The following is a 21,689-nucleotide window of genomic DNA, read 5'->3' on the forward strand; positions in this document are numbered from 1 at the left end:
GACTGAAGTAGTGACAAACGCGAAACAAAAAAAGGACAAAACCCGGGTCGGCTTTGTCCTTTGCTGTATTGATTCGTTCAGATACGCTTACGACTCGCCGACCGTTGCTTCGAGCACGGATTTGTATTTCTTGGCACTAATGGCCTCAGCGGATTGGGCGTATTTTTCGATGATAGTATTGTAGGTTTCTATGGCCTTATCGTTCTGCTTAGCCTGTGCATAGGCAACGGCCTGCTTCAGCAGATAGCCGGGCGTAAAGAACTTGTTGGGCTTATAGTCGGCCGCTTTCTGATAATAATCAGCGGCTTCAGCGAAGCTTTTCTTCTCCATATAAGCGTCGCCAATCAGAGCATAGGCCCGAGCCTGCACCAGCAGGTCTGATGAGCTGAAATCTTTCAGGTGATCAATAGCCTCGTCGTATTTACCCTGTTTCAGCAAGCCAACACCCGCATAAAACTCGGCCAGATTACCGGCATCCGTCGAACCATAATTATCGGCAACAGCCAGCAGGCCCGGCGTTCTGCCATCGCCGTTCAGGGCTTTTTTGAGCGAGTCTGCTTCGAGCTGGTAAACTGATGGAAACAGTTCGGCCTGCGCCGTGTCATCCTGGCTGCTTACGTAAGCCCGATAGCCAAAGAACCCGACTATAATCAGGGCGATTCCTCCGAGTACGCCTAAAACGATGTTTCGGTTCTGCTGAAAGAAATCGCCTACGTCTTCTAACTTATTCTCTAACGCGTCCGGGTCTTCCAAAAACTCCAGTCCGGTGTTCTTCTTGCTCATGCTTTTGCAATTTGGATTGCAAAATTAGGAATATTTGCCATTGTGGAAAAGCATAATTTTCAAAAGTTTAGCGAACCCGGCTGACTATCCAAAGCCGGGTTGGGCACGGTGGTATCGCGGACGGTCATAACTTCCGATGCGCGGACTTCGCGAATCTGGTGCGGCAATAAAGTTTCTACCGCTATTGCTTCGCCCGTCAATGTTACAAACTCGACCTCAAATGCTTTGCCTTCGTTATAAACTGTAAGAATTGTGCCGACGTCACCTGCTTTCAACCGACTTTCCACTATATCTTCCTGCAGCACGACTAATTCAAACTCACTCATACCTTTATTCAACTGGTTTTGTTTAAGGAACGCTGAACCAAGAGTCTTGTTTTGTTAAAATTCGCTTAACTTTGCTCCGCTAATCTTCTTAGGGGTGCCCTAATACAACGGGCTGAGATTATACCCATTGAACCTGCGCGGGTAATGCCGCGAAGGGAACTGGATTTCTTGCTTTACAACGTTTAATCAAAGGTAGGATTGGCCCCTTGCCTATCGTTTATGCTTTTTCGTAATGAGAAAAACGATACCTGGGCGGCTTTACGCCTGCTTTTTTTCGCTAACAGCCATACTGTATCTATCCAGTCTGCCTGTTTGGGCGCAACATGCAATTACCGGAACCGTACAGGATGCCGATGGCGGTACGTTACCGGGCGCGGCCGTAACCATTGAGGGAACGTACACCGGCACGTTCACCGATGCTGCGGGCAGCTTCCGGCTGTCGAATCTTAAAGCGGGGGCTATCTCCTTACGGGTATCTCTGCTAGGCTATGAAGCACAGACCCGAACGCTTGACCCCGCCCAGACCAGTCAGGTTTCAATCACGCTCAATAAAACGGCTATTGCCGTCGATGAGGTGGTTGTAAGCGCAACGCGGGCCAATCAGAAGTCGGCAATAGCCTATACCGATGTGTCGCGTCAACAACTGGATAAGCTTAATCTGGGACAGGATATTCCCCAACTTCTCAACTTTACACCCTCTATCGTAACTACGTCGGATGCGGGAACGGGCGTAGGATATACCGGTATTCGGATTAGGGGCTCCGACGCGACCCGGGTGAATGTAACCCTCAACGGCATTCCCTACAACGATGCGGAGTCGCAGGGTACATTCTTTGTGGATATGCCCGATTTTGCCTCATCGGTCAGCAGCATACAAATTCAGCGGGGCGTCGGCACGTCGACGAATGGTGCGGGCGCCTTTGGTGCGTCGATTAACATTCAGACCAATAAACTGGAAGAAAAACCCTATGCGGAGGCTAACCTGTCGGGCGGGTCGTTCGGAACACGGCGGGTGAACGTCCTGGCGGGTACGGGTCTGCTTAATAATCATTTTGTGTTGGATGCCCGGCTGTCCAGCATCCACTCGGATGGTTACGTTGACCGGGCTTTCTCAGACCTGAAATCGTTTTACCTGTCCGGCGGCTATTATACAGCCAGGAGCTTCATTCGGCTGAATGTTTTTTCGGGCCGGGAGCAGACGTATCAATCGTGGGGTGGCGTACCGGAAAATCTGCTCAAGACTAACCGGACGTATAATCCATACACCTACGAAAACGAAACGGATAACTATCAGCAGGATAACTACCAGCTTATTACGTCGCACGAACTGAACCGGAACTGGCGGCTGAATGCTTCGTTCTTTTACACGAAAGGCAAGGGGTATTATGAGCAATATCGCCCCAACGACAAATACAGCAACTACGGTCTGCCGAATGTGGTCATTGGCGATTCGACCATCAGCCGTACGGACATCATCCGGCGTCGCTGGCTCGACAATGATTTTTACGGAACCGTCTTCTCGCTGGATTACAACAGCTTTGGCAAACTAACGGCCAACATTGGTGGTGGCTGGAACCAGTACAAAGGTGGTCACTACGGTGAAATCATCTGGGCGCGTATCGCCGGCAATACCAATATCCGCGACCGCTACTACGACGACAACGCTACCAAAACAGATTTTAACCTGTACGCTAAAGCCTTTTATCAGTTCAGCAACCGGCTCAATGGTTTCGTGGATGCCCAGGTGCGAACGGTTGGCTATTCATTCCTGGGCTTTAACAGCCAGTTGCAAAACGTGCAGCAGGACGCCAGCCTGACGTTTTTTAACCCCAAAGCGGGCTTAACTTATACGCTCAGCGACCGTAGTAGTGTTTACGCATCCGTTGGCGTGGGACACCGGGAGCCGAACCGGGATGATTATACTCAATCGACACCCCAGAGCCGACCGAAAGCGGAACAATTGATTGATTACGAAGCGGGCTATAAAGTACAGACGGAGCGGCTGGCGTTTACGGCCAACGCCTACTACATGGACTATCAGAACCAACTGGTGTTATCGGGGCAGCTGAACGATGTCGGGGCTTACAATCGGGTCAATATTCCGGCCAGCTACCGCGCGGGTCTGGAACTGGAAGTTGGAGCACGACTGGCGAAACAACTGCGCTGGAATGTCAACGCGACCTTTAGCCGCAACAAAATTCGGAACTTCACCGAGTATCTGGACAACTTTGATAACGGAGAGCAGGTAGCGAATCACTACCATGAAACCGACATTTCCTTCTCACCGAGCGTTGTCAGCGGATCACAATTGTTGTTTACCCCGGCAAAGGGCCTGGAATTGGGCTTGCTGTCGAAGTACGTCGGTCAACAGTATCTGGATAATACCTCCAACGAAAGCCGGAAACTGGACCCGTATTTTACGAACGACATTCGGCTCATTTATTCGTTCAAGCCCAAATTTGCGCAGGAGATTACGTTCACGCTGCTGTTCAATAATGTTCTGAACGAGCTTTACGAGTCGAATGGCTATACCTATGCCTACATTTCGGAAGGCAGGGTTATTGCCGACAACGGGTATTACCCGCAGGCAGGTCGGAATTTCCTGGCCGGAATCCGCCTGCGGTTCTAAGCGCGACAACAATCGTTACAGTAGTTTTGCTTTATAAAACAACAGGCCCAGATTCACGTCGATGAATCTGGGCCTGTTACGTTCTGCTTTTGAGCTATCCAATCGCCTGCTCCAGGTCCTGAATCAGATCGCTGACGTCCTCAATGCCGACGCTGAGCCGGATGAGGGTATCTTTCAGGCCGTTTTTCTCGCGTTCTTCTTTTGGAATGCTGGCGTGGGTCATACTGGCTGGATGAGTACATAGTGATTCAACACCGCCCAGCGATTCGCCCAGCGAGAAAACTTCAAACGACTCCATTACCCGCACAGCTTCAGGCATGGAATCGCCGTGGAGCGTAAACGACAGCATGCCGCCAAAGCCACGCATTTGTTGTTTCGCCAGTTCATGTCCCGGATGTGATTCCAGGCCCGGATAATACACCTGACTGACCTTGGTATGTTGCTGTAGATACTCGGCTACCTTCTGCGCATTCTCGCAGTGCCGCTGCATCCGGATGTGCAGCGTTTTAATGCCACGCAGCACCAGAAAACAATCCTGAGGCCCCGGCACAGCTCCGCAGGCATTCTGAATAAAGGCCAACCGCTGGGCTATCTCGTCGTCATTCAGGACAATGGCCCCCATAACCGTATCCGAATGCCCCCCGAGATATTTGGTAACGGAGTGCACGACAATATCAGCACCCAGATCAAGCGGATTCTGCAGATAAGGCGACGCAAACGTATTGTCCACCACCAGTTGCAGGCCATGCTGTTTAGTAATTGCCGCAATAGCCGCGATGTCCACTAGCCGGAGCAGCGGATTAGTAGGCGTTTCAATCCAGACCATTTTGGTAGCCGACGTAATGGCTGCTTCGAGGTTGGCCGGATTGTCCAGACCGACAAACTTAAATTTGAGGCCAAACTCCTGAAACACGCGCACCATAATCCGGTACGTTCCACCGTAGAGGTCATTACTGGCAATGATTTCGTCGCCGGGTCTGAAGAGTTTCAGGATGGCATCGGTAGCGCCAAGGCCGGATGCATAGCAGATACCGTGTTTACCGTTCTCAAGAGCCGCGAGGTTATTTTGCAGCACCGTTCGGGTAGGATTTTGCGTACGAGCGTATTCATATCCCTTATGTTTGCCCGGCGATTCCTGCACATAGGTTGACGTCTGATAGATAGGCGTCATAATAGCGCCTGTTGTAGGGTCTGGCTCAATACCAGCATGGATGGCTTTCGTTGCAAATTTCATACCCGAAGGTAGTAAAGTCGTCTGGAATGAAAGCGCGTGCCGGAGTAGCCTTTAGACAAAATCCGCCTTTCTTCTGTTTACCATACCAGTGAAGAACGCCATTCTCAAAAAACTAACCGGACCGGCTGTAGCTGGTATCCTGCTTTCTGTAACACCCATCGTATTTACGTCGGTGCTTACGTACTATGCGGTTGTGTATGAATCCACCATTGCGCGTTTCAGCAACTGGCAATGGGCGGGGATTACGTTCCTATGCGCCATTACCTCGGCAGGGTTAACCCCGCCAACCATGCTAGCCCTCATCTTTGGCTATTTTCTGGGCTGGCAGGCGATTCTACCCATTTTTATTATCAACTTCGGAGGAATCCTCTTCATTAACCTCTTGGTTCACTGGCTAGACCACGACCGATTTCTTCGGTTCTTACGTCAAAACCCGAAGGCGCAATCAGTGCTCGACCGCATCCTGAGCAAAGAACTGGAAGTTATTTTCTTTGCCAAGCTCTCCCCTATTCTTCCCTTTGGTCTGACTAATCTACTGTTCGCGTTATCGGGTGCTCAACTGAAAAATATCCTGCTCGGCGGCTTTCTGGGTATGACGCCCCGGACCTTGCTGGCCGTCTGGTCGGGTCACGAAGCCCACGAGATCCGAACGCTGCTGGCCAATCCGAACCAGAGCACGTGGACACAAATTATTGTCATTGGGCTGGTTATTGTGTCGATTGCCGGGCTCTGGCAGGTTTTACAGCGAGCGTTGCGCTAGATGCTCAGCCGTCAGTTCAATCAGCCGGTTATGACCGGTTTTAAAGACTGTTATCTCATACCGCGAAAGGCGTTTGGTAAGCGGCAGGACGTAATGGCCCGGCACGATCCGGTCGAAGAATCCTGTGAACAACTGTACCCGAATCGACTGTTCATTCAGTAGGGTGCTAGTGGTCGTTAAATCGGGCCAGATTAGCCGGAATCGCGTCCAGGTCAGAAACACCAGACGCCGTTGCTCGGGTGTTCCCAGCGAGATCTCGGCAAACCGCATAACTGTCCGGTTCAGTAAGCCGAGTTTTGTCAAGGCATGGCCGAATGTGTTCAGCAACGACAAATGCCGCAGACCATGCCGGAACACCTTACGCCCTACAGCCGAACCCGTAGCCAGTTGATACCAGAAGCTGGCCGTAATGCCATCGGGAGCAATTAAAATTAGCTGATCAATCCGATCCGCAAAGGCTTCGACCGTTGCCAACGCAAACCGTCCGCCCAGACTAAATCCTATCAGTGAGAACCGATCAACCGCTTGCTGCCGTAAAAAAGCAGCTACCAAACTTTGCCAATCCTTTTTGGTTAGCAATTGACGATCAGGCTGATAGCTACCCCCATGAAAAAATAAGTCAAGGGCAAATACGGTATATCGGTCGCCAATAGTGGCTTCCAGCGGTTGAAACACATCGCCATCCTGTCCAAAGCCGTGAAAAGCAAGCAAGATGGATGCGCCATTGCCGAAGACACGATAGGCCAGACGACTACCCTGGTACTCAAAAAACTGAATATTGGTGGCACTGGTCATCGGACAAAACTGCACAAAACCCAATCATCAATGCAAACTTTCGCTAATCTCAACGAATTTACAGCTTTTGCCGGGCAGTCGCTCGGCGAAACAGAGTACATGACTATTACGCAGGAAATGGTTAATCTGTTTGCGCAGGCTACTAGCGATCACCAATGGATTCATACAGACCCCGATCGGGCGAAGAGGGAATCGCCTTACAAAGCTCCCATTGCCCATGGCTTTCTGACACTTTCTCTGGCGCCTAAACTGATGGCGGAAATTTATACGATCAAATCGGTTAGGATGGGCGTCAATTACGGAGCCAATAAGATTCGGTTCATGAACGCCGTGCGGGTGGGAAGTCGCCTGCGCATGAAAGCCTGGCTGCACCATGCCGAGCCGCAGAATAGCAACGAGGCAACCAACGGTGTACGTGCTATTATCGAATGTGTTTTCGAAGTTGAGGGCGAACAGAAACCAGCCTGCGTAGCGGAATTAATCAATCTGTATTTCGAGTAATTCCGTGGCTCATTTTCCAGAATTAGTTAGTGCTGATTAGTTGCTTTAGTAATAGTATGCGTGCATACTATTACTACTATTTTTTCTTATCTTTACCCTATTATCAACAAACCAAAAACTACGTAATTCAAATGGCAACCCAGACGTTGGAATTGCAGGGATTGAACTTTAATCTTTCGGAAGAACACTTGGCCGTACAGGAAGCCGCCCGCGATTTTGCGCAGAATGAACTCCTGCCCGGTATTGTCGAGCGGGACAATGAAGCCCGATTTCCAGCTGAGCAGGTGAAGCGTATGGGTGAGTTAGGCTTTATGGGCATGATGGTTTCACCCGAATATGGAGGAGGGGGTATGGATACCGTTTCTTACGTAATCGCGATGGAAGAAATTTCCAAAATCGATGCCTCAGCCTCTGTAATCATGTCGGTCAACAACTCGCTTGTCTGCTACGGTCTGGAAGCGTTTGGGACCGAGGAGCAAAAGCAGAAATACCTAACCCGGCTGGCCACTGGCGAAACGATTGGCGCGTTCTGTTTATCAGAGCCCGAAGCGGGTTCCGACGCTACCTCACAGGCAACAACCGCCGAAGATAAAGGGGATTACTATCTGGTAAACGGGACTAAGAACTGGATTACCAACGGCAATTCGTCGGGCATTTGTTTAGTCATTGCTCAAACCGACCGGGAGAAAAAACACCGGGGAATCAACTGCCTGATTGTCGAGAAAGGAACACCGGGCTTTATAGTCGGTAAAAAAGAAGACAAGATGGGCATTCGTGCCTCAGATACGCATTCTCTGCTGTTTACCGACGTAAAAGTTTCAAAAGAAAACCGGATTGGCGAGGACGGCTTTGGTTTCAAATTCGCCATGTCGACCCTGAATGGCGGTCGAATCGGGATTGCAGCCCAGGCCCTCGGTATCGCAGCCGGCGCGTATGAGCTGGCGCTCAAATACAGTCAGGAACGCAAAGCGTTTGGCAAACAAATATTTGACCATCAGGCTATTCAGTTCAAACTGGCCGAAATGGCGACGAAGATTGAAGCGGCTCGACTACTGGTTTATAAAGCAGCTCGGCAGAAAGACGAGCAAAAAGATTATGTTCAGGCTGCGGCTATGGCCAAACTCTTTGCCTCAGAAGTAGCGATGTGGGCCACAACCGAAGCCGTACAGATTCATGGCGGCTATGGCTACGTAAAAGAATTTCACGTGGAGCGGCTGATGCGCGATGCTAAAATTACTCAGATTTATGAGGGTACATCTGAAATACAAAAATTAGTGATAGCCCGTGAGCTAACCAGATAACCTTATTCTTAGGAAAATAGAATTTTTTTATAACCCTGGTGCGTGTTCAAAGCGAATACGCACTATTTTTTTATTATTTGGAAACTTTTCTTCTTGTATTAGTTTTGTACAAATTATTAGTTTTGTGCAACTTTGAGTGCAATACCTGATTAAGAGACCTCCCTTTCAACTATGGAAGACTATAATAAAATCATCGAGTCGCTGGGTGTTAAGTTTATTAAGGCCCGTAATATTCGGATTTTGCAGCCCATCACCATCAAGAATTTTTATGATGTTGAAAACACGCTGCTCATCCTATACAATGGTGAAGTATCCATTGGCGAAGAAAAAATAAAGGTCGAAGTAGGCGACATGCTGTTTATTCCGGGAGGAAAGCACGTAACCGTCACTTATGGCGACCCGACAAACGCCAAAGGTGTCTCGAACGAAGAGTTCATGACGCACCGGGAAGCTTACTGGGAAGGCAACCACGATCCTAAGCTTATCGGACATCTGCCAAACTCATTTGGTTACGTATCGTTCGAAGCCAAAGTTTTCGATTCCGTAAACTTCTTCAATTCGCTGGACGTACCGCCGTTTATCATCAAACGCGAAGATCACCTGGCTAACACCATTGATCAGATCCTGGCAGAAGAAATGACCGATCTGGCCGGTAAAGGACGGATTATCAAGATCAAGACTGAAGAGATCGTCATTGAAGTTGTTCGGTACATTCTAAAGAACCGTCTGTTCGTTGAGCAGTTGGTTACCAACAGCACCTACTTTAAGGACCCGCGTCTGATCGACATCTTTGCGTATATCAAAGAGAATCTGGGTGGCGATCTGTCGAACAAAGTGCTGGCGAACGTAGCGAACGTTTCGGAAGATTACGTTGGTCAGTATTTCAAGATGCTGACGGGGATCAACCCGCAGGATTATATCGAATACCAGCGAATGGAAGCTGCGGTTGGCCTGCTACGCACAAGCAAGAAGAGCATTCGGGCCATTGGCGCCGAAGTTGGCTATAAGGACACAGCTTATTTCTGCCGTCGGTTTAAGATGATGTTCGGCATTCCGGCCGGAAAAATGCGTCGTCGTGAGTCGCTGATGAATGTGTAATAATCGTTTATAAGACCACAAGGGTAGCGCTGATCAGCGCTACCCTTGTGCAATCACTGCATATTTACTTCGATCGGCAGAGTATAGAACACGGCAACGGGCTTCCCGCTTACTTCGCCGGGGCGCCAGCGAGGCATCTTCTCGATAGCCGCAATGATGGTAGTCATAAATTCCTGCATGCCTTTCTGTACGTCCTTATCCAGCGGTTTTGTCGTTACCCGCACATCGCGCACTGTTCCGTCTTTATCGACGATAAATTTCGCAGCTACCGGCCCGGTATTATAATTTTTACGCACTAGCGCGTTGGGTACGCGGATATTCTGAGCCAGGTATTGACCTAGAGCGGCTTTTCCACCCGGGAACTCCGGTTCGCGTTCTACAACGGTATAAACCAGTTCGTTTCGCGATTGAGCAACGACACTGGACGGGGCCACTACCAAAGTGCTGGCTGCACTTATAAGACTTATTAGAATAATTTTTAGATTGTTCATACGTCAGGCCTGCACAATTGACTGATTGAACTCGCGTATTACAGCCGATAATTCGGGCAATAACTCGGGATTCTGCTCAATTCCGTTTCCCACCACAATTAAATCGGCACCCGCTTTTAGCGCATTATACGCTTTCTCGCCGGAATTTATCCCACCTCCTACAATAATCGGGGTATCAACAACTTCCCGTACAGCCGCAATCATCTCTGCCGGAACCGGCCGACGCGCTCCGCTGCCGGCATCCAGGTACATCAATTGCAGACCCAGCATTTCGCCCGCCATGGCTGTACAGGCGGCTACACCGGGTTTATCATATGGTAACGGAATCGTACCGCTAATGTAGGACACGGTAGTCTGCGTACCACTATCCACCAGCATATAGCCCGTTGGCAGGATTTCTAATCCGCTTTTTTTAAGGAGCGGAGCGGCAATGACATGCTGGCCGATTAAGAAATCTGAATTACGGCCTGAGATAAGCGACAGAAACAGGATGGCATCGGCTGAAGGCTCGATGTGAAGCGGATTACCCGGAAAAAGCACAACCGGCGTAGTGGTGCGCTGGCGCAGGGTTGCGATAACATCGCGGTGAACGTAATCGGTAACCAGACTCCCCCCGACCAGGAAAAAATCAATAGGATACTGCCCGGTGCGGCTAAGCAGGGCTATAAGTGCGTCTTGCTCGACCTTATCCGGATCGAGCAAGACAGCTAAGGCCTTTCGGCCTGTCAACTTATTGTTGCGAAGTATAGTCAGCAGGCCGGACTTGGGCCTTTTCGTGGTATTGCGTTGGACGGGCGGCTGGGTTGATCGCATTATTCGTACGGATGCGGGCTAAAAAGCCGGATAGCTGTTCGCGGGCAATATTGGTCAGTACGGATGTTATCAAACCGCCAATCAGGCCGCTCGCAGCTGCCTTTCTTTGTGTTTTCTTTGCCTGCTGCTTTACAACTTTACGATTCGTCGGCGGAGCGTATGAATCATCTTCATCGTCTTCGTCCAGATCATCGTAGTCTTCTTCGTCCGGTTCACCATATTTCTCGGCGTGCCGATACTCATCTGACTTCGGCAGAATGGCATTAACAACCAAATATACAGCTAAAGCAGCACCTGCAACAAATGCGGCTGTTTTACCCGTCTCGGCCGCATCATCTTTCATTGATTCAACGCTAGTGCTTATTGAGTTTTTAAACCGCTCCGTTGCGGCCATTAATTGTGCCCGGCGGGCAGTTGTATCCGCGAAAGGGACTTTGGGATCTTCCATAATGGATTTGTCTTAATTAAGTGTGTAGGATGTCCTGATTGATTAACTTATTCCGTTCCAATACATTAAGGTGTGTTTGTCTGGCCTGCATACGGAGTTTTGTCCCCCATGCTGGCGCGTGTCTGGGCCATTAGCTCTTCGATAGCTTCTGATTTTTCCGCGCTTTTCTTTTCCTGATTCTTCTTAATGACTTTATAGGCAGCTACGCGAATTTTTGATTTGAAAAAATCCTTGGCCGCAACCCAGACAACTGTAAGAATCAGGAAAAATATAGCAACAATCAGAAAGCCCAGATACCGGCTGTCGGTAACCTCATTGAGATAAGCAGCTAGCAAACTGAATAAAAATATGGTCGTCATTGCACCAAGCAGGGCCAGTACAACGCCATGGACACCCACCACAATGCCTTCTTCCACTTTACTTCTGGTTTCGAGTGTAAATAACTCGATTCGAGCCTCCAGATAGCGGAATATATTCTCCCGAATTTCTTCAAGGCGTTCCAGCATGATTGTAGATTTTTAGTTTTTTACACTGCGTTATTTACAAAAAGCCGAACGTTTTGTTTAAAAAAAGTGCATAAAGCCTTATTTCGGTACCGATAAGAGGAGAGTTTTACACCGGTTGAGTAAGTTGGAAGGCCTGCCTATTTACCCCAACAAAAGAGCTTAATCAGCAGCGCTGCTGTTAGCAGGAACAGTATCTGGTACGCCGGTAAAACAAACAGGCCCAACGAAAATTCGTTGGGCCTGCGGGTTCTGGTAATTTGCTGACGTCAAAAGGGTATGCTGTCCTTCAGGGAGGGACAGGGGCACAAGGGCTGCGCCTGGCACTTAGTTCGACTGCCGGAGCTTAGCCTCGATCGTTTGCTGGGTATGTGGCACAGCGCGAAGCCGTTCCTTCGGAATCAGCTTACCCGTGTCCTTACAGATACCGTAGGTTCCGTTCTTGATTCGCACCATTGCCGCATCCAGCTGCTGCGTAAACTTTTGCAGACGGGCGGCCAGCTGGCTTAGGTTCTCGCGTTCGCTGGTATCGGCTCCGTCTTCAAGCAGTTTCGAGTTACCCGACGTGTTGTCAGTACCGCTGTCGTTGCGCTTGCTGAGTGTTTCCTTAATATAATTTAACTCGCTACGGGTCGCATCGAGTTTCTGGCTGATCAACTCCTGGAATTCCTTCAGGTCTTCTTCAGAGTAGCGTTTTTTTTCTTCCTGAACCATAGCAGACGGTCTTAAGTCACTGGGTGTGTATATTATTCCCCAAAATTAGTGCTTTCTCATTTGATAATCAATGAATGACAGGAGATAATCGAAAAATCTTGAAAATTTATCAAATTGTAATTTACCGAGTTCTCCGATTTTTATTCGGCCATTACTGGCACTCAATCAATAACTATTTTGATATATGCCGATTACGTAGATGATTATACGGCATTATTTTTTTAGATTAATCTTAGAAAAAATGTACTTTTCATAATATAGCTAAGCTTTTATTAAGTTTGTAAAGCACTTCATCAACAAATTTAGTTTCTAAGTAAGCGAAGTAAAGCTATGGCTATGGCGTACATTGAACCAGCTCCAATAAACGATAAAGAGAATCCCCTTGAATCTATGATGTCGCGTTTCGACGCGGCCGCCCGAATGCTTGGAATTTCGGACGAAATGTATGATATCCTGAAGGTACCGGCCCGACAGGTTATTGTAGGACTTCCCGTTACGATGGACAACGGGAGTATCAAGGTATTTGAAGGCTACCGCGTTATTCACTCAAATATTCTGGGTCCGGCAAAAGGCGGCATTCGGCTGGACCCAGGCGTTCACCTTGACGAAGTTCGGGCGCTGGCCGCCTGGATGACCTGGAAATGCGCCGTTGTGGATATTCCTTATGGCGGTGCAAAAGGTGGTATTGCCTGCAACCCGCGTGAAATGTCGGCGGGCGAAATCGAACGGCTCATCCGGCAATACACCGTTGCCATGCTCGACGTTATTGGGCCCGACCGCGATATTCCAGCGCCCGATATGGGAACCGGCCCGCGGGAAATGGCCTGGATTGTTGACGAATATTCGAAAGCCAAAGGCATGACCGTCAACAACGTTGTTACGGGTAAACCACTTGTTCTGGGCGGTTCGCTGGGCCGCACTGAAGCAACGGGACGGGGCGTTACGGTAGCAGCCCTGGCGGCAATGGATAAGCTGCGGATGAATCCCTACCGCACTACGGCGGCTGTACAGGGATTTGGCAACGTTGGGTCATTCGCGGCCGAGCTACTTCACGAACGGGGCGTTACAGTAGTGGCTATCAGCGATATTTCGGGTGGCTACTACAACTCGGGCGGAATCGACATTCTGGCTGCGGTTAATTATCGCAACGCTAACAAAGGAACGCTCGACGGCTTCAGCGGAGCCGAGAAAATAACGAACGAAGAACTGCTTTCGTTACCAGTCGATGTGCTGGTACCGGCGGCTAAGGAAGACGTAATCACGGACGACAACGCCGGCTCGATTCAGGCTAAAATGATTGTAGAGGGCGCTAACGGTCCTACCTCGGCCTCGGCGGATGAAATCATTAACAATAAAGGGATTCTGGTCGTACCGGATATTCTGGCCAATGCCGGTGGCGTAACGGTATCGTATTTTGAATGGGTGCAGAACCGGATCGGTTACAAATGGACGCTCGACCGCGTTAATCGCCGGGCCGACCGCATCATGAAAGATGCCTTCGACCGCGTATACGAAACCTCACAGCGTTATCAGGTGCCAATGCGATTGGCCGCTTATATTGTAGCGATTGATAAAGTTGCCAGCACCTATAAGTTCCGGGGCGGCTATTAAGAACGAGATAAGGTTTTCGGTTTACGGTGGTTGGTTGTATATATTTGTCGATTCTTATTTGACACAACATCGGCTCACCTACCCGTAAACCGTAAATCGAAAACGCAAACTCATGCGCTTACACCGCGAAGGTAACACCATTATGCTGACTACGGGGCTGGTTCTGCTTGCCTTGAACTTGCTCGCTTATTATTATCTGTTTTCGGACAATCCGACCACGATTGCCCTCTTACTGGCCGCCAGTTCGGTATTATTCGTACTGGTTGTTCAGTTTTTCAGGATACCGAACCGCCTGTTGACGGTTAGCGAAAAACAGGTAATTGCTCCGGCAGATGGTACAATTGTGGTGATTGAAGAAACCGAAGAAAGCGAATACTTCAAGGATCGCCGGCGGCAGATTTCCATCTTCATGTCTCCGCTGAACGTGCACGTGAACCGGAACCCCGTAACGGGGATTATTCGGTATTTCAGATATTACCCCGGCAAATACCTGGTTGCCTGGCACCCCAAGTCAAGCACGGAGAATGAACGCACAACGGTCGTGATTCAACTGACCAACGGCGTTGAGGTCTTATTACGTCAGATTGCGGGCGCGGTAGCCCGGCGTATTGTCTGGTACGTAAAGGAAGGCCAGCCGGTGGAGCAGGGCTCGGAACTGGGCTTTATTAAATTCGGCTCGCGGGTCGATGTATTTTTGCCCCTCGATGCCGAAATTAAAGTCAAAATTGGTGACCGAACCAAAGGTGGCGTTACGGTGCTGGCCGAATTAGCGTAAGAAATTAAACGTCGAAGGGGCGGCTGTAAACACGATACAGCCGCCCCTTCGACGTTATAGCTGGATACTCAGCAAATTGCCCTTTTCTGTTTCGGTTACGACCAGCCCTAACCGCCCCGATGGGTCGAATACACAGTTAGACGGGTTCTGACCCGGCAGCTTAATTTCCCGTAACGGTTCACCCTCTGCCGTGAAGACCTTAATTATACCCGCCCCAAAAACGGCAACGTAAACATTTCCATCCGGTCCAACCGTCATGCCATCGGGTCCAGGAATTGGCTCATTGTCCGGCGCATCACCGGCAACGCCCCAAACACGGATATTTTCCCAGCTTAGTCCGGCTGCATCCCAGTACCCCTGCCAGATTCGATGTCGATGCGTCTCGCTAATTAACAGATTAGACGTTTCCGGCAGGAACACTAATCCATTCGGATAAAACAGCCCATCGGCAATGATTTCCAGGGTTCCGTTTGGCGCATAAACGGCCACGTATCCTTCTTCATCGCCATCGGGAGAACCGGGGCAGGTAAACACCAGGTTTCCCTGGTCATCGAATTGTAAATCATTGGGCATACTAATAGGCTGGCCACCAATGTGACTGACCACTGTCTCGATGGATTTTGACCGGATAGCCATCCGGCGAATCGCATTGTACCCGGAGTCGCAAAACCAGAGATAACCGTCGCGTACAGCCGCGCCATTAGGTCTGCCTCCCGTATGAACACGCATTGTCGTTCCATCCAAATCGCGACAAAACAGCCCCTCTCCCTCCTGCTCTACGCACCAAAGACAACCTTCCTCATCGAACACCGGTCCTTCGGGAAAACGGAGCCCAGATGCCAGTATACGTACATTGTCCATAGTTTGTTGTCGTTTGTGTACAGTAATCTTCGCTTCATTTAGTTCCTGGATTGTGCCTGCTATTACTGCTTTTCACATCATTGGACAAGTCATAATCCAGTGCCTTTGTTCAAGAATCTTCCTAAATGCATCTACTGTACCTGTTATCTGACGCTCAGGTAAATGCTCAGTCCATAACCATCTATACTTTGCGGTTATTTTTTTGCATCTTTACCAGGACTCCTCCTCTCTATCGCCATGCAGTTTGACTACATCATCGTTGGCGCAGGCTCAGCAGGATGCGTACTGGCGAACCGGTTATCGGCCGATCCGGCCGTTTCGGTGCTGCTCCTGGAAGCGGGCGGCCCGGACGCCAAACTGGAGATTCAGATTCCGGCGGCCTACACAAAACTGCATGGCTCAGCCGTTGACTGGGGTTTCTGGACGGAGCCACAAACAGCCCTAAACGGTCGACGTATTTACCAGCCACGCGGTAAAACGTTGGGTGGTTGCAGTTCGACCAACGCAATGGCATACGTGCGGGGCAATCGGCTCGACTACGACGACTGGTCTGCTTCTGGCAACGCGGGCTGGAGTTATAAAGATTTACTTCCTTACTTCATCCGGTCGGAGCATAACGAACAGTATGAGCAGTTAGACCCAGGTTACCACGGTACGGAAGGGCCGCTGAACGTAACCTTCGCGACGCGCTTTCAGACACCTTTGGCCGCAGCCTTCGTTGAGTCATGCAAACAGACCGGCATACCCGGCAACAACGATTATAACGGAGCCCAACAGGCAGGTGCTGGCCTGTTTCAGTTTACGATAAAAGACGGTCGGCGACACAGTGCGGCTACGGCTTTTTTGAAACCGGTTCTGAAACGCCCCAACCTGAATGTGATTACTCATGCACAGACAACCCAAATTCTAATTCAGAACGACCGGGCGACAGGTGTCGAATTTATTACAGGCAAAAACCAGATACAGCAGGCTATGGCTCGGCGTGAGGTCATTCTTTCGGCGGGCGCGTTTCATTCACCCCAGCTTTTGATGTTATCTGGTATCGGGCCAGCAGAAGGGCTTCGGTCAGTAGGTATTCCCGTCAAGAAACACCTGTCCGGCGTTGGGCAGAATCTACAGGATCATGTATTTACGGGCGTCAGCAGCCTGAGTTCGCAGCGGGCAAGCTCGGCTAATTTTCACCTTAAACCGCTAAATCAGTTCAAAGGATTAGTGCAGTATTTTCTGAACCGCAACGGGCCAATGACCATCAGTCCGCTCGAAGCCGTCGCGTTTCTCCGGGTCAACGATCCATCGACAGAGGTTCAGCCAGATCGGATCAATATGCAATTTCATTTTGCACCGGTCCATTTTGGGAACGACGGCCGGACCGACTTTTACGATCTGAGTACCTACCCAACAACAGATGGGTATACGGTATTACCAACGTTGCTAAAGCCAAAAAGCCGGGGCTACATCGGTCTTCAATCCAAAAATCCGCTTGATGCACCAGTTATTCAACCCAATTACCTGATAGACGACACCGACTGCCAGGTGCTCGTGAATGGTCTACGTAAAGCGATTGAGGTGATGCAGGCCGACGCCTTCGGACGATTCAGTCTGGGTATCAACCACCCAACCGAATACAGCTCGGACGATGCGCTTTGGCAACACATTCTGAATGTACTGGAACCCGTCTATCATCCGGTTGGGACCTGTAAAATGGGGCACGATGAACTGGCCGTTGTGGACGCTGACCTACGGGTTCGGGGCATTGAGGGCCTCCGCGTGATCGACGCGTCAATCATGCCAACAATTGTTTCGGGCAATACAAACGCGCCGGTGATCATGATTGCCGAGAAAGGGGCGGATCTGATTCTGGGGCGTAAAATCAGCCGGACAAACGCGGTCGGCGCAGTAACCAGTACTAAGTAGCTCCCTTAAAAATTAGCCAGATAGCTAATGTTGCGCTCGACAACTTCAATGACGAGGACATCCGGCCGCTCGGCTTTAACCAGCGCAGGATCAAGCTGACTGCCGCGCACAAAATAGGACTCTCGAAAATACCCCGGCAAAAACTGGGTCATGCTGTGACTGAACGAATCGCCAATGAACAGCAGTCGGGGCAATTGGGAGCCGGTAGTGTCCGCTTTGATGAACCGCATCGACGGAAAACCCGATAGGTCGTTTGGCACGGTAGCCGTCTGTCGGGCCGCGCGATCCGGATTCGGCGTGATAGCGTAAAAAACCGGGTCTTTCTGCGCTTCCTGCACCGTCAGCATGGTTGTCAGGTCGCCCCCTAAACCGCGCTGTTTTTCAATCCGGTAGTTGTCTGGACGAATTTGAGGTATCGAGGGCCAGTCCCGCCGGATGCGCTTCAGCAGGGCTGCGCAGCCCACCAGTGTGCCATAGTCGTTCCAGTGCGTGTCGGTCTGGTAATACACCACATGATTGCGCTTAGCAGTCCAGAGCGTATCACGGATGTCAACAAAGGGCAGTTTCGTCTGCCGAACGGCCTTCTTCAATATATCCAGACGGGAAGGGCTTACATTGGGCTTTAACCGGTCGGGCAGGTACTCCGGATAGATGGTGTGCGAATCCGGCGCAATCAGCACGTAAAGCCGAATCCCCTGCTGCGCCAGTTCCTGCTGCCGACGGATCAGGTGGCTGGTAATTATGCGGGCCGAATCAGCCGAGAGAGGCAAGAGGCCCCGATGCTGATCAACAACGTGATTATAGCTGTTCCCGAGGTAAAACCAGCCATTCTGGCCAACCACTACTTTTTCGGGCAACGGCGATTCACCCAGCACATTCAGTTTCCAGCGGCTATAGGCGTAAAACAAGGCGTTACGCCAGCCGAAGTTCTCTTTGTAATACTGGTCAAACTGCCGAACGAAGCTCCGTACGTGCGGAAAGTTCAGAGCTGGCATGCCCGCCTGCCGCCGATTTTCGGTGCTTTTGAACCGTTCGGATAGGTTCAACACCTGATCGAGCGCGGGCAACAGCAGCAGGATGGCAAACGTAAAAGCGGTTAGTTTTAAGCGTAACGCATTCATGCAGAATCAGAACCGAAAATAAATGAACGGGTTGTAAGTATCGGCCGCCAGATACGCCACCGCCATAACAAAGAGCGTAACCAAACCCAGCACGTAGGCCGTGTCGAGCGTAAGCCGGACGGGCGAGACCACAACCCGAGCCAGCAACCGATGCCATAACGTCTGAAACCGATGATAAACCGGCGTTGCCAGCACAAACCCGAGCAGCAGAGAGACAATAATCTCCGAATTCAGGAAATAAGACAACGGATAAGCCGACAGGGATGGCTCCGGCGTCAGGCCAGCCATTTTTTGCAGATACGCTACGGCCGTTGTCAGGTCGGTCGCCCGGAAGAATACCCAGCCAATCAGGACAACCAGCAGGGTATACAGGTGCGCAACGGGCGGCCACACCCGCTCCAGCCACTTGCCCAGGCCCGCCCGCTCAATCAGCAGAAACAGGCCGTGATACAGTCCCCAGACGATGAAGTTCCAGCTGGCACCGTGCCAGAGCCCCGTTACAAAAAAAACGATCAGCAGGTTACGATACGTGCGGGCTTTCGTTGCCCGACTGCCCCCCAACGGAATGTAGAGGTAATCTCGAAACCAGCTCGACAGGGAAATATGCCAGCGTCGCCAGAAATCCTGAATCGACCGGGCAATGTAGGGATAGTTAAAATTCTCTTTGAAATCGAAGCCGACCATCTTGCCCAGACCGATAGCCATGTCGGAGTAGCCGGAGAAATCGAAATAAATCTGCAGACTGTAGGCTAGAATGCCGAGCCAGGCAGTAGCCGTCGGGTACGTGTCTGGTGGCGCGTTGAAAACCGTATCGGCCAGCCCGGCAAAGGTGTTTGCCAGCAGTACTTTTTTCGCCAGCCCGATAATGAACCGTTCGGCCCCGACGCCAAACTTCTCTACCGTAACGGTCCGGTCGGCCAGTTCGGGTGCGATGTCGGCATACCGCACAATCGGCCCGGCGATCTGATGCGGAAACATGGCCACGTATGTACCGTAATCCAGAAAGCTGCGGTTGGCCCGGATGCGGCCCCAGTAAATATCCAGCGTATAGGAAATGCCCTGAAACGTATAGAAGCTAATGCCAATCGGTAAAGCAATCTGCGCCAGCGTCAGATTCTCGGAAACTGGCAGGGCGAAGGCTTCGGCAAAGCCCCGCACCGACTCAAACAGGAAGTTGGTGTATTTGTAATAAAACAGCAGCGATAAGCTCCCAACCAGCGACACAAACAGCCCGGTCCGGCGCTGACCCCGCTCCACCAGCCGCCCGGCTACGAAATTGATAAAGGCCGACAGCAGCAGAACCAGCACAACCAGCCCTTCGCCCCAGGCATAAAATAACAGACTGGCTCCGAACAAAAACGCGTTACGCCACCGGTGCGGCAGCAGGTAATAGGCAATGAGGAAGAAGGGAAGGAATAAAAACAAAAAAATAGCCGAACTGAACAGCATACGGTCGGTAATAAGTCAGCGACAAAGGTAATAATCCGACCCGAATCCCGACGGCGGGCTTAGGCAATAGATGGACCTATACACCGACGGGCGCCTGATTCGATCAGACACCCGTCGGCACTTTTCCAGTAAACTACGTTCGGATTGTTCGGAATTTTTAGAAGAACGACAACCGGATTACGAATGGATTTCCGTAGATGACGCGGGCCAGTCCCGAATTGTCATTGTAATTCAGATTGTACAGGGCCGTCAGGTTCACCCCAAACCGACGCGAAATGGGCTGCGAGTACGTCAGGCCCACCAGGGGCGAGGTCAGGCCCGCGCTGAAACTGGTTCCACCGTCTACTTTCTCCTGAATGGTGCTGTTTTCGATTTCGCCGTGCAGATACAGATTTGGAACGATAGACGGAATCGCTTCATACATCACAAACCCACGTCCGCCAAATTGATTATAGGTTGTTGGAACGTAATAGGGTGCTTTGTACCGCGTGTACGTGTAGCTTCCCCCAATACCCACAATTAAGCGTTCGGTTGCCTGATAGGCCACCACCGGGGAAGCGCCCAGGCTGAACGGATTACCGAAACGAAAACCGTTGATTCCGCCCCCGAATCGTAGCCGTTGTCCGAAAGGCAAAGGACGGCCTTCGGGTGTCTGGGTACGTAAAGGGTCTTTTCCCTGATCACGGCGATCTTCGGGGTCTTCCGTAAGCTGCCCAAACGCGACACTGCTGCTTAGCAAAGCCGTCAGCAACAGCAACTTCTGAATATGCTTCATAATAAGTTGTAGAGAATAAATTGATCGTCGGACTGAGCAGTTACCAGTGGTTATGAGGAACGTCTGCGGTTAACGTCCGCGATCCAACGTCTTGATTAACGAAATCAGAACGTAAATTCTTTTACTTCGGGATCGTTGAGCAACCGTTTAATGCATTTTTCGTGATTCTTTTCGGAACCGTCGACCCGCCAGTGACCAATGATCTCGGAGCCGATACGCTGCTGATTGCTTCGCACGGGCGACAGACCGCACTCTTCAAAGAATTTCTCGTACTGGTTAAGCGTCTTGTTCCGAAACTGCGTCACGATCTTATAATTCCGCGTCTGATTCAGTTTCTGAATTCGTTTGGTCAAGCCGACCAGCAGCAGCAACGACCCCAGAATAAAGACAAAGCCGATCAGTGCAATGTCATACAGTCCACTGCCCACACACATTCCTACGGCCGACACCGCCCAGACCGTTGCAGCTGTCGTCAGGCCTTTGACGCTGTTCTTTTCCCGGAAGATGATCCCCGCGCCCAGAAAACCAATGCCGTTAACGATGTTGGCCGCAATGCGATCTTGTGAGCCACCAATTCGAACCGACGCCATCGTAAACAACGCTGACCCTACGCAGATCATAATCATGGTCCGGAATCCGGCCGCTTTACCGTGATATTCACGCTCCGCACCAATTAATCCGCCGATCAGCAGCGCCAGACACAGGCGAACAATATCTTCCAGTTCGAAATCCATTTCCAAAACAATACCCAAGTAAGCCCGGAGCAAACAACCTTCGTTTAGCCAGG

22 protein-coding genes are annotated in these 21,689 nt (G+C 50.6%); 8 read left to right on the forward strand and 14 right to left on the reverse strand.

Annotated features, from left to right (window positions below):
* Window positions 1-87 precede the first annotated feature (87 nt).
* Window positions 88-783 carry a tetratricopeptide repeat protein gene (locus HNV11_RS22650; protein ID WP_171741832.1) on the reverse strand — a complete coding sequence of 232 codons (696 nt, stop codon included), beginning with the start codon at window positions 781-783 and terminating at the stop codon, window positions 88-90.
* 59 nt (window positions 784-842) lie between these two features.
* Window positions 843-1,109, reverse strand: coding sequence for a DUF4926 domain-containing protein (locus HNV11_RS22655; protein WP_171741833.1), 267 nt, complete (start codon window positions 1,107-1,109; stop codon window positions 843-845).
* A 232-nt stretch (window positions 1,110-1,341) separates the two neighbouring features.
* On the opposite strand from HNV11_RS22655, the gene HNV11_RS22660 reads away from it, so the two are divergent.
* The gene (locus HNV11_RS22660) at window positions 1,342-3,738 is read left to right on the forward strand and encodes a TonB-dependent receptor (RefSeq protein ID WP_171741834.1); all 2,397 of its coding nucleotides are present in this window, start codon (window positions 1,342-1,344) and stop codon (window positions 3,736-3,738) included.
* Window positions 3,739-3,832: 94 nt separating this feature from the next.
* Here the strand turns inward: HNV11_RS22660 and HNV11_RS22665 are convergent, their stop codons facing one another.
* Window positions 3,833-4,972, reverse strand: coding sequence for a cystathionine gamma-synthase (locus HNV11_RS22665; protein ID WP_171741835.1), 1,140 nt, complete (start codon window positions 4,970-4,972; stop codon window positions 3,833-3,835).
* An 88-nt stretch (window positions 4,973-5,060) separates the two neighbouring features.
* Between HNV11_RS22665 and HNV11_RS22670 the strand changes: the two genes are divergently transcribed.
* Window positions 5,061-5,732, forward strand: coding sequence for a TVP38/TMEM64 family protein (locus HNV11_RS22670; protein WP_171741836.1), 672 nt, complete (start codon window positions 5,061-5,063; stop codon window positions 5,730-5,732).
* Here the strand turns inward: HNV11_RS22670 and HNV11_RS22675 are convergent.
* Window positions 5,712-6,527, reverse strand: coding sequence for an alpha/beta fold hydrolase (locus HNV11_RS22675; protein ID WP_171741837.1), 816 nt, complete (start codon window positions 6,525-6,527; stop codon window positions 5,712-5,714). The genes HNV11_RS22670 and HNV11_RS22675 overlap by 21 nt on opposite strands.
* Before the next feature lie 30 nt (window positions 6,528-6,557).
* Between HNV11_RS22675 and HNV11_RS22680 the strand changes: the two genes are divergently transcribed.
* The 3 genes from HNV11_RS22680 to HNV11_RS22690 all read left to right on the forward strand — a co-directional run bounded on the left by HNV11_RS22680 (window position 6,558) and on the right by HNV11_RS22690 (window position 9,427).
* Window positions 6,558-7,028: a MaoC family dehydratase gene (locus HNV11_RS22680; RefSeq protein WP_171741838.1), complete on the forward strand. Its 471-nt coding sequence runs from the start codon at window positions 6,558-6,560 to the stop codon at window positions 7,026-7,028.
* A gap of 131 nt (window positions 7,029-7,159) precedes the next feature.
* Window positions 7,160-8,329: an acyl-CoA dehydrogenase gene (locus HNV11_RS22685; RefSeq protein WP_317168032.1), complete on the forward strand. Its 1,170-nt coding sequence runs from the start codon at window positions 7,160-7,162 to the stop codon at window positions 8,327-8,329.
* Window positions 8,330-8,500: 171 nt separating this feature from the next.
* Entirely contained in the window at window positions 8,501-9,427 is a 927-nt protein-coding gene (locus HNV11_RS22690; RefSeq protein WP_171741839.1) for a helix-turn-helix domain-containing protein, read from the forward strand.
* 53 nt (window positions 9,428-9,480) lie between these two features.
* Here the strand turns inward: HNV11_RS22690 and HNV11_RS22695 are convergent, their stop codons facing one another.
* From HNV11_RS22695 to HNV11_RS22715, 5 genes are all read right to left on the reverse strand, one after another.
* Window positions 9,481-9,918, reverse strand: coding sequence for an energy transducer TonB (locus HNV11_RS22695; RefSeq protein WP_171741840.1), 438 nt, complete (start codon window positions 9,916-9,918; stop codon window positions 9,481-9,483).
* Between the two features lie 3 nt (window positions 9,919-9,921).
* The gene (locus tag HNV11_RS22700) at window positions 9,922-10,731 is read right to left on the reverse strand and encodes a geranylgeranylglyceryl/heptaprenylglyceryl phosphate synthase (protein ID WP_171741841.1); all 810 of its coding nucleotides are present in this window, start codon (window positions 10,729-10,731) and stop codon (window positions 9,922-9,924) included.
* Entirely contained in the window at window positions 10,649-11,179 is a 531-nt protein-coding gene (locus HNV11_RS22705; RefSeq protein WP_171741842.1) for a hypothetical protein, read from the reverse strand. Before HNV11_RS22705 ends, HNV11_RS22700 begins: the two co-directional genes overlap by 83 nt.
* A 65-nt stretch (window positions 11,180-11,244) precedes the next feature.
* Window positions 11,245-11,685 (reverse strand): phage holin family protein, encoded by a 441-nt coding sequence (locus HNV11_RS22710; protein WP_171741843.1) that lies wholly within the window; start codon window positions 11,683-11,685, stop codon window positions 11,245-11,247.
* A 324-nt stretch (window positions 11,686-12,009) separates the two neighbouring features.
* Complete coding sequence (locus HNV11_RS22715) at window positions 12,010-12,396, reverse strand: TraR/DksA family transcriptional regulator (RefSeq protein ID WP_171741844.1); 387 nt, start codon at window positions 12,394-12,396, stop codon at window positions 12,010-12,012.
* A gap of 336 nt (window positions 12,397-12,732) precedes the next feature.
* On the opposite strand from HNV11_RS22715, the gene HNV11_RS22720 reads away from it, so the two are divergent.
* A complete protein-coding gene (locus HNV11_RS22720) occupies window positions 12,733-14,007 on the forward strand; it encodes a Glu/Leu/Phe/Val family dehydrogenase (RefSeq protein ID WP_171741845.1) in 1,275 nt (424 codons plus the stop codon).
* Window positions 14,008-14,119: 112 nt separating this feature from the next.
* The gene (locus HNV11_RS22725; protein ID WP_171741846.1) at window positions 14,120-14,782 is read left to right on the forward strand and encodes a phosphatidylserine decarboxylase family protein; all 663 of its coding nucleotides are present in this window, start codon (window positions 14,120-14,122) and stop codon (window positions 14,780-14,782) included.
* A 54-nt stretch (window positions 14,783-14,836) separates the two neighbouring features.
* Here the strand turns inward: HNV11_RS22725 and HNV11_RS22730 are convergent, their stop codons facing one another.
* On the reverse strand, window positions 14,837-15,643 hold the full coding sequence (locus tag HNV11_RS22730) for an SMP-30/gluconolactonase/LRE family protein (protein ID WP_171741847.1): 807 nt from the start codon (window positions 15,641-15,643) through the stop codon (window positions 14,837-14,839).
* Between the two features lie 237 nt (window positions 15,644-15,880).
* On the opposite strand from HNV11_RS22730, the gene HNV11_RS22735 reads away from it, so the two are divergent.
* Entirely contained in the window at window positions 15,881-17,557 is a 1,677-nt protein-coding gene (locus HNV11_RS22735; protein ID WP_171741848.1) for a GMC family oxidoreductase, read from the forward strand.
* Window positions 17,558-17,562: 5 nt separating this feature from the next.
* On the opposite strand, the gene HNV11_RS22740 is transcribed toward HNV11_RS22735, so the two are convergent.
* The 4 genes from HNV11_RS22740 to HNV11_RS22755 form a co-directional block, all read right to left on the reverse strand.
* The gene (locus HNV11_RS22740; protein WP_171741849.1) at window positions 17,563-18,678 is read right to left on the reverse strand and encodes an alginate O-acetyltransferase AlgX-related protein; all 1,116 of its coding nucleotides are present in this window, start codon (window positions 18,676-18,678) and stop codon (window positions 17,563-17,565) included.
* Window positions 18,679-18,684: 6 nt separating this feature from the next.
* Window positions 18,685-20,127 (reverse strand): MBOAT family O-acyltransferase, encoded by a 1,443-nt coding sequence (locus HNV11_RS22745; protein ID WP_171741850.1) that lies wholly within the window; start codon window positions 20,125-20,127, stop codon window positions 18,685-18,687.
* Between the two features lie 157 nt (window positions 20,128-20,284).
* Window positions 20,285-20,902 (reverse strand): hypothetical protein, encoded by a 618-nt coding sequence (locus tag HNV11_RS22750; RefSeq protein ID WP_171741851.1) that lies wholly within the window; start codon window positions 20,900-20,902, stop codon window positions 20,285-20,287.
* Window positions 20,903-21,006: 104 nt separating this feature from the next.
* The gene (locus tag HNV11_RS22755; RefSeq protein WP_171742287.1) at window positions 21,007-21,636 is read right to left on the reverse strand and encodes an MgtC/SapB family protein; all 630 of its coding nucleotides are present in this window, start codon (window positions 21,634-21,636) and stop codon (window positions 21,007-21,009) included.
* Window positions 21,637-21,689 lie beyond the last annotated feature (53 nt).

This window comes from Spirosoma taeanense, assembly GCF_013127955.1.
Taxonomy (GTDB): Bacteria; Bacteroidota; Bacteroidia; order Cytophagales; family Spirosomataceae; genus Spirosoma; species Spirosoma taeanense.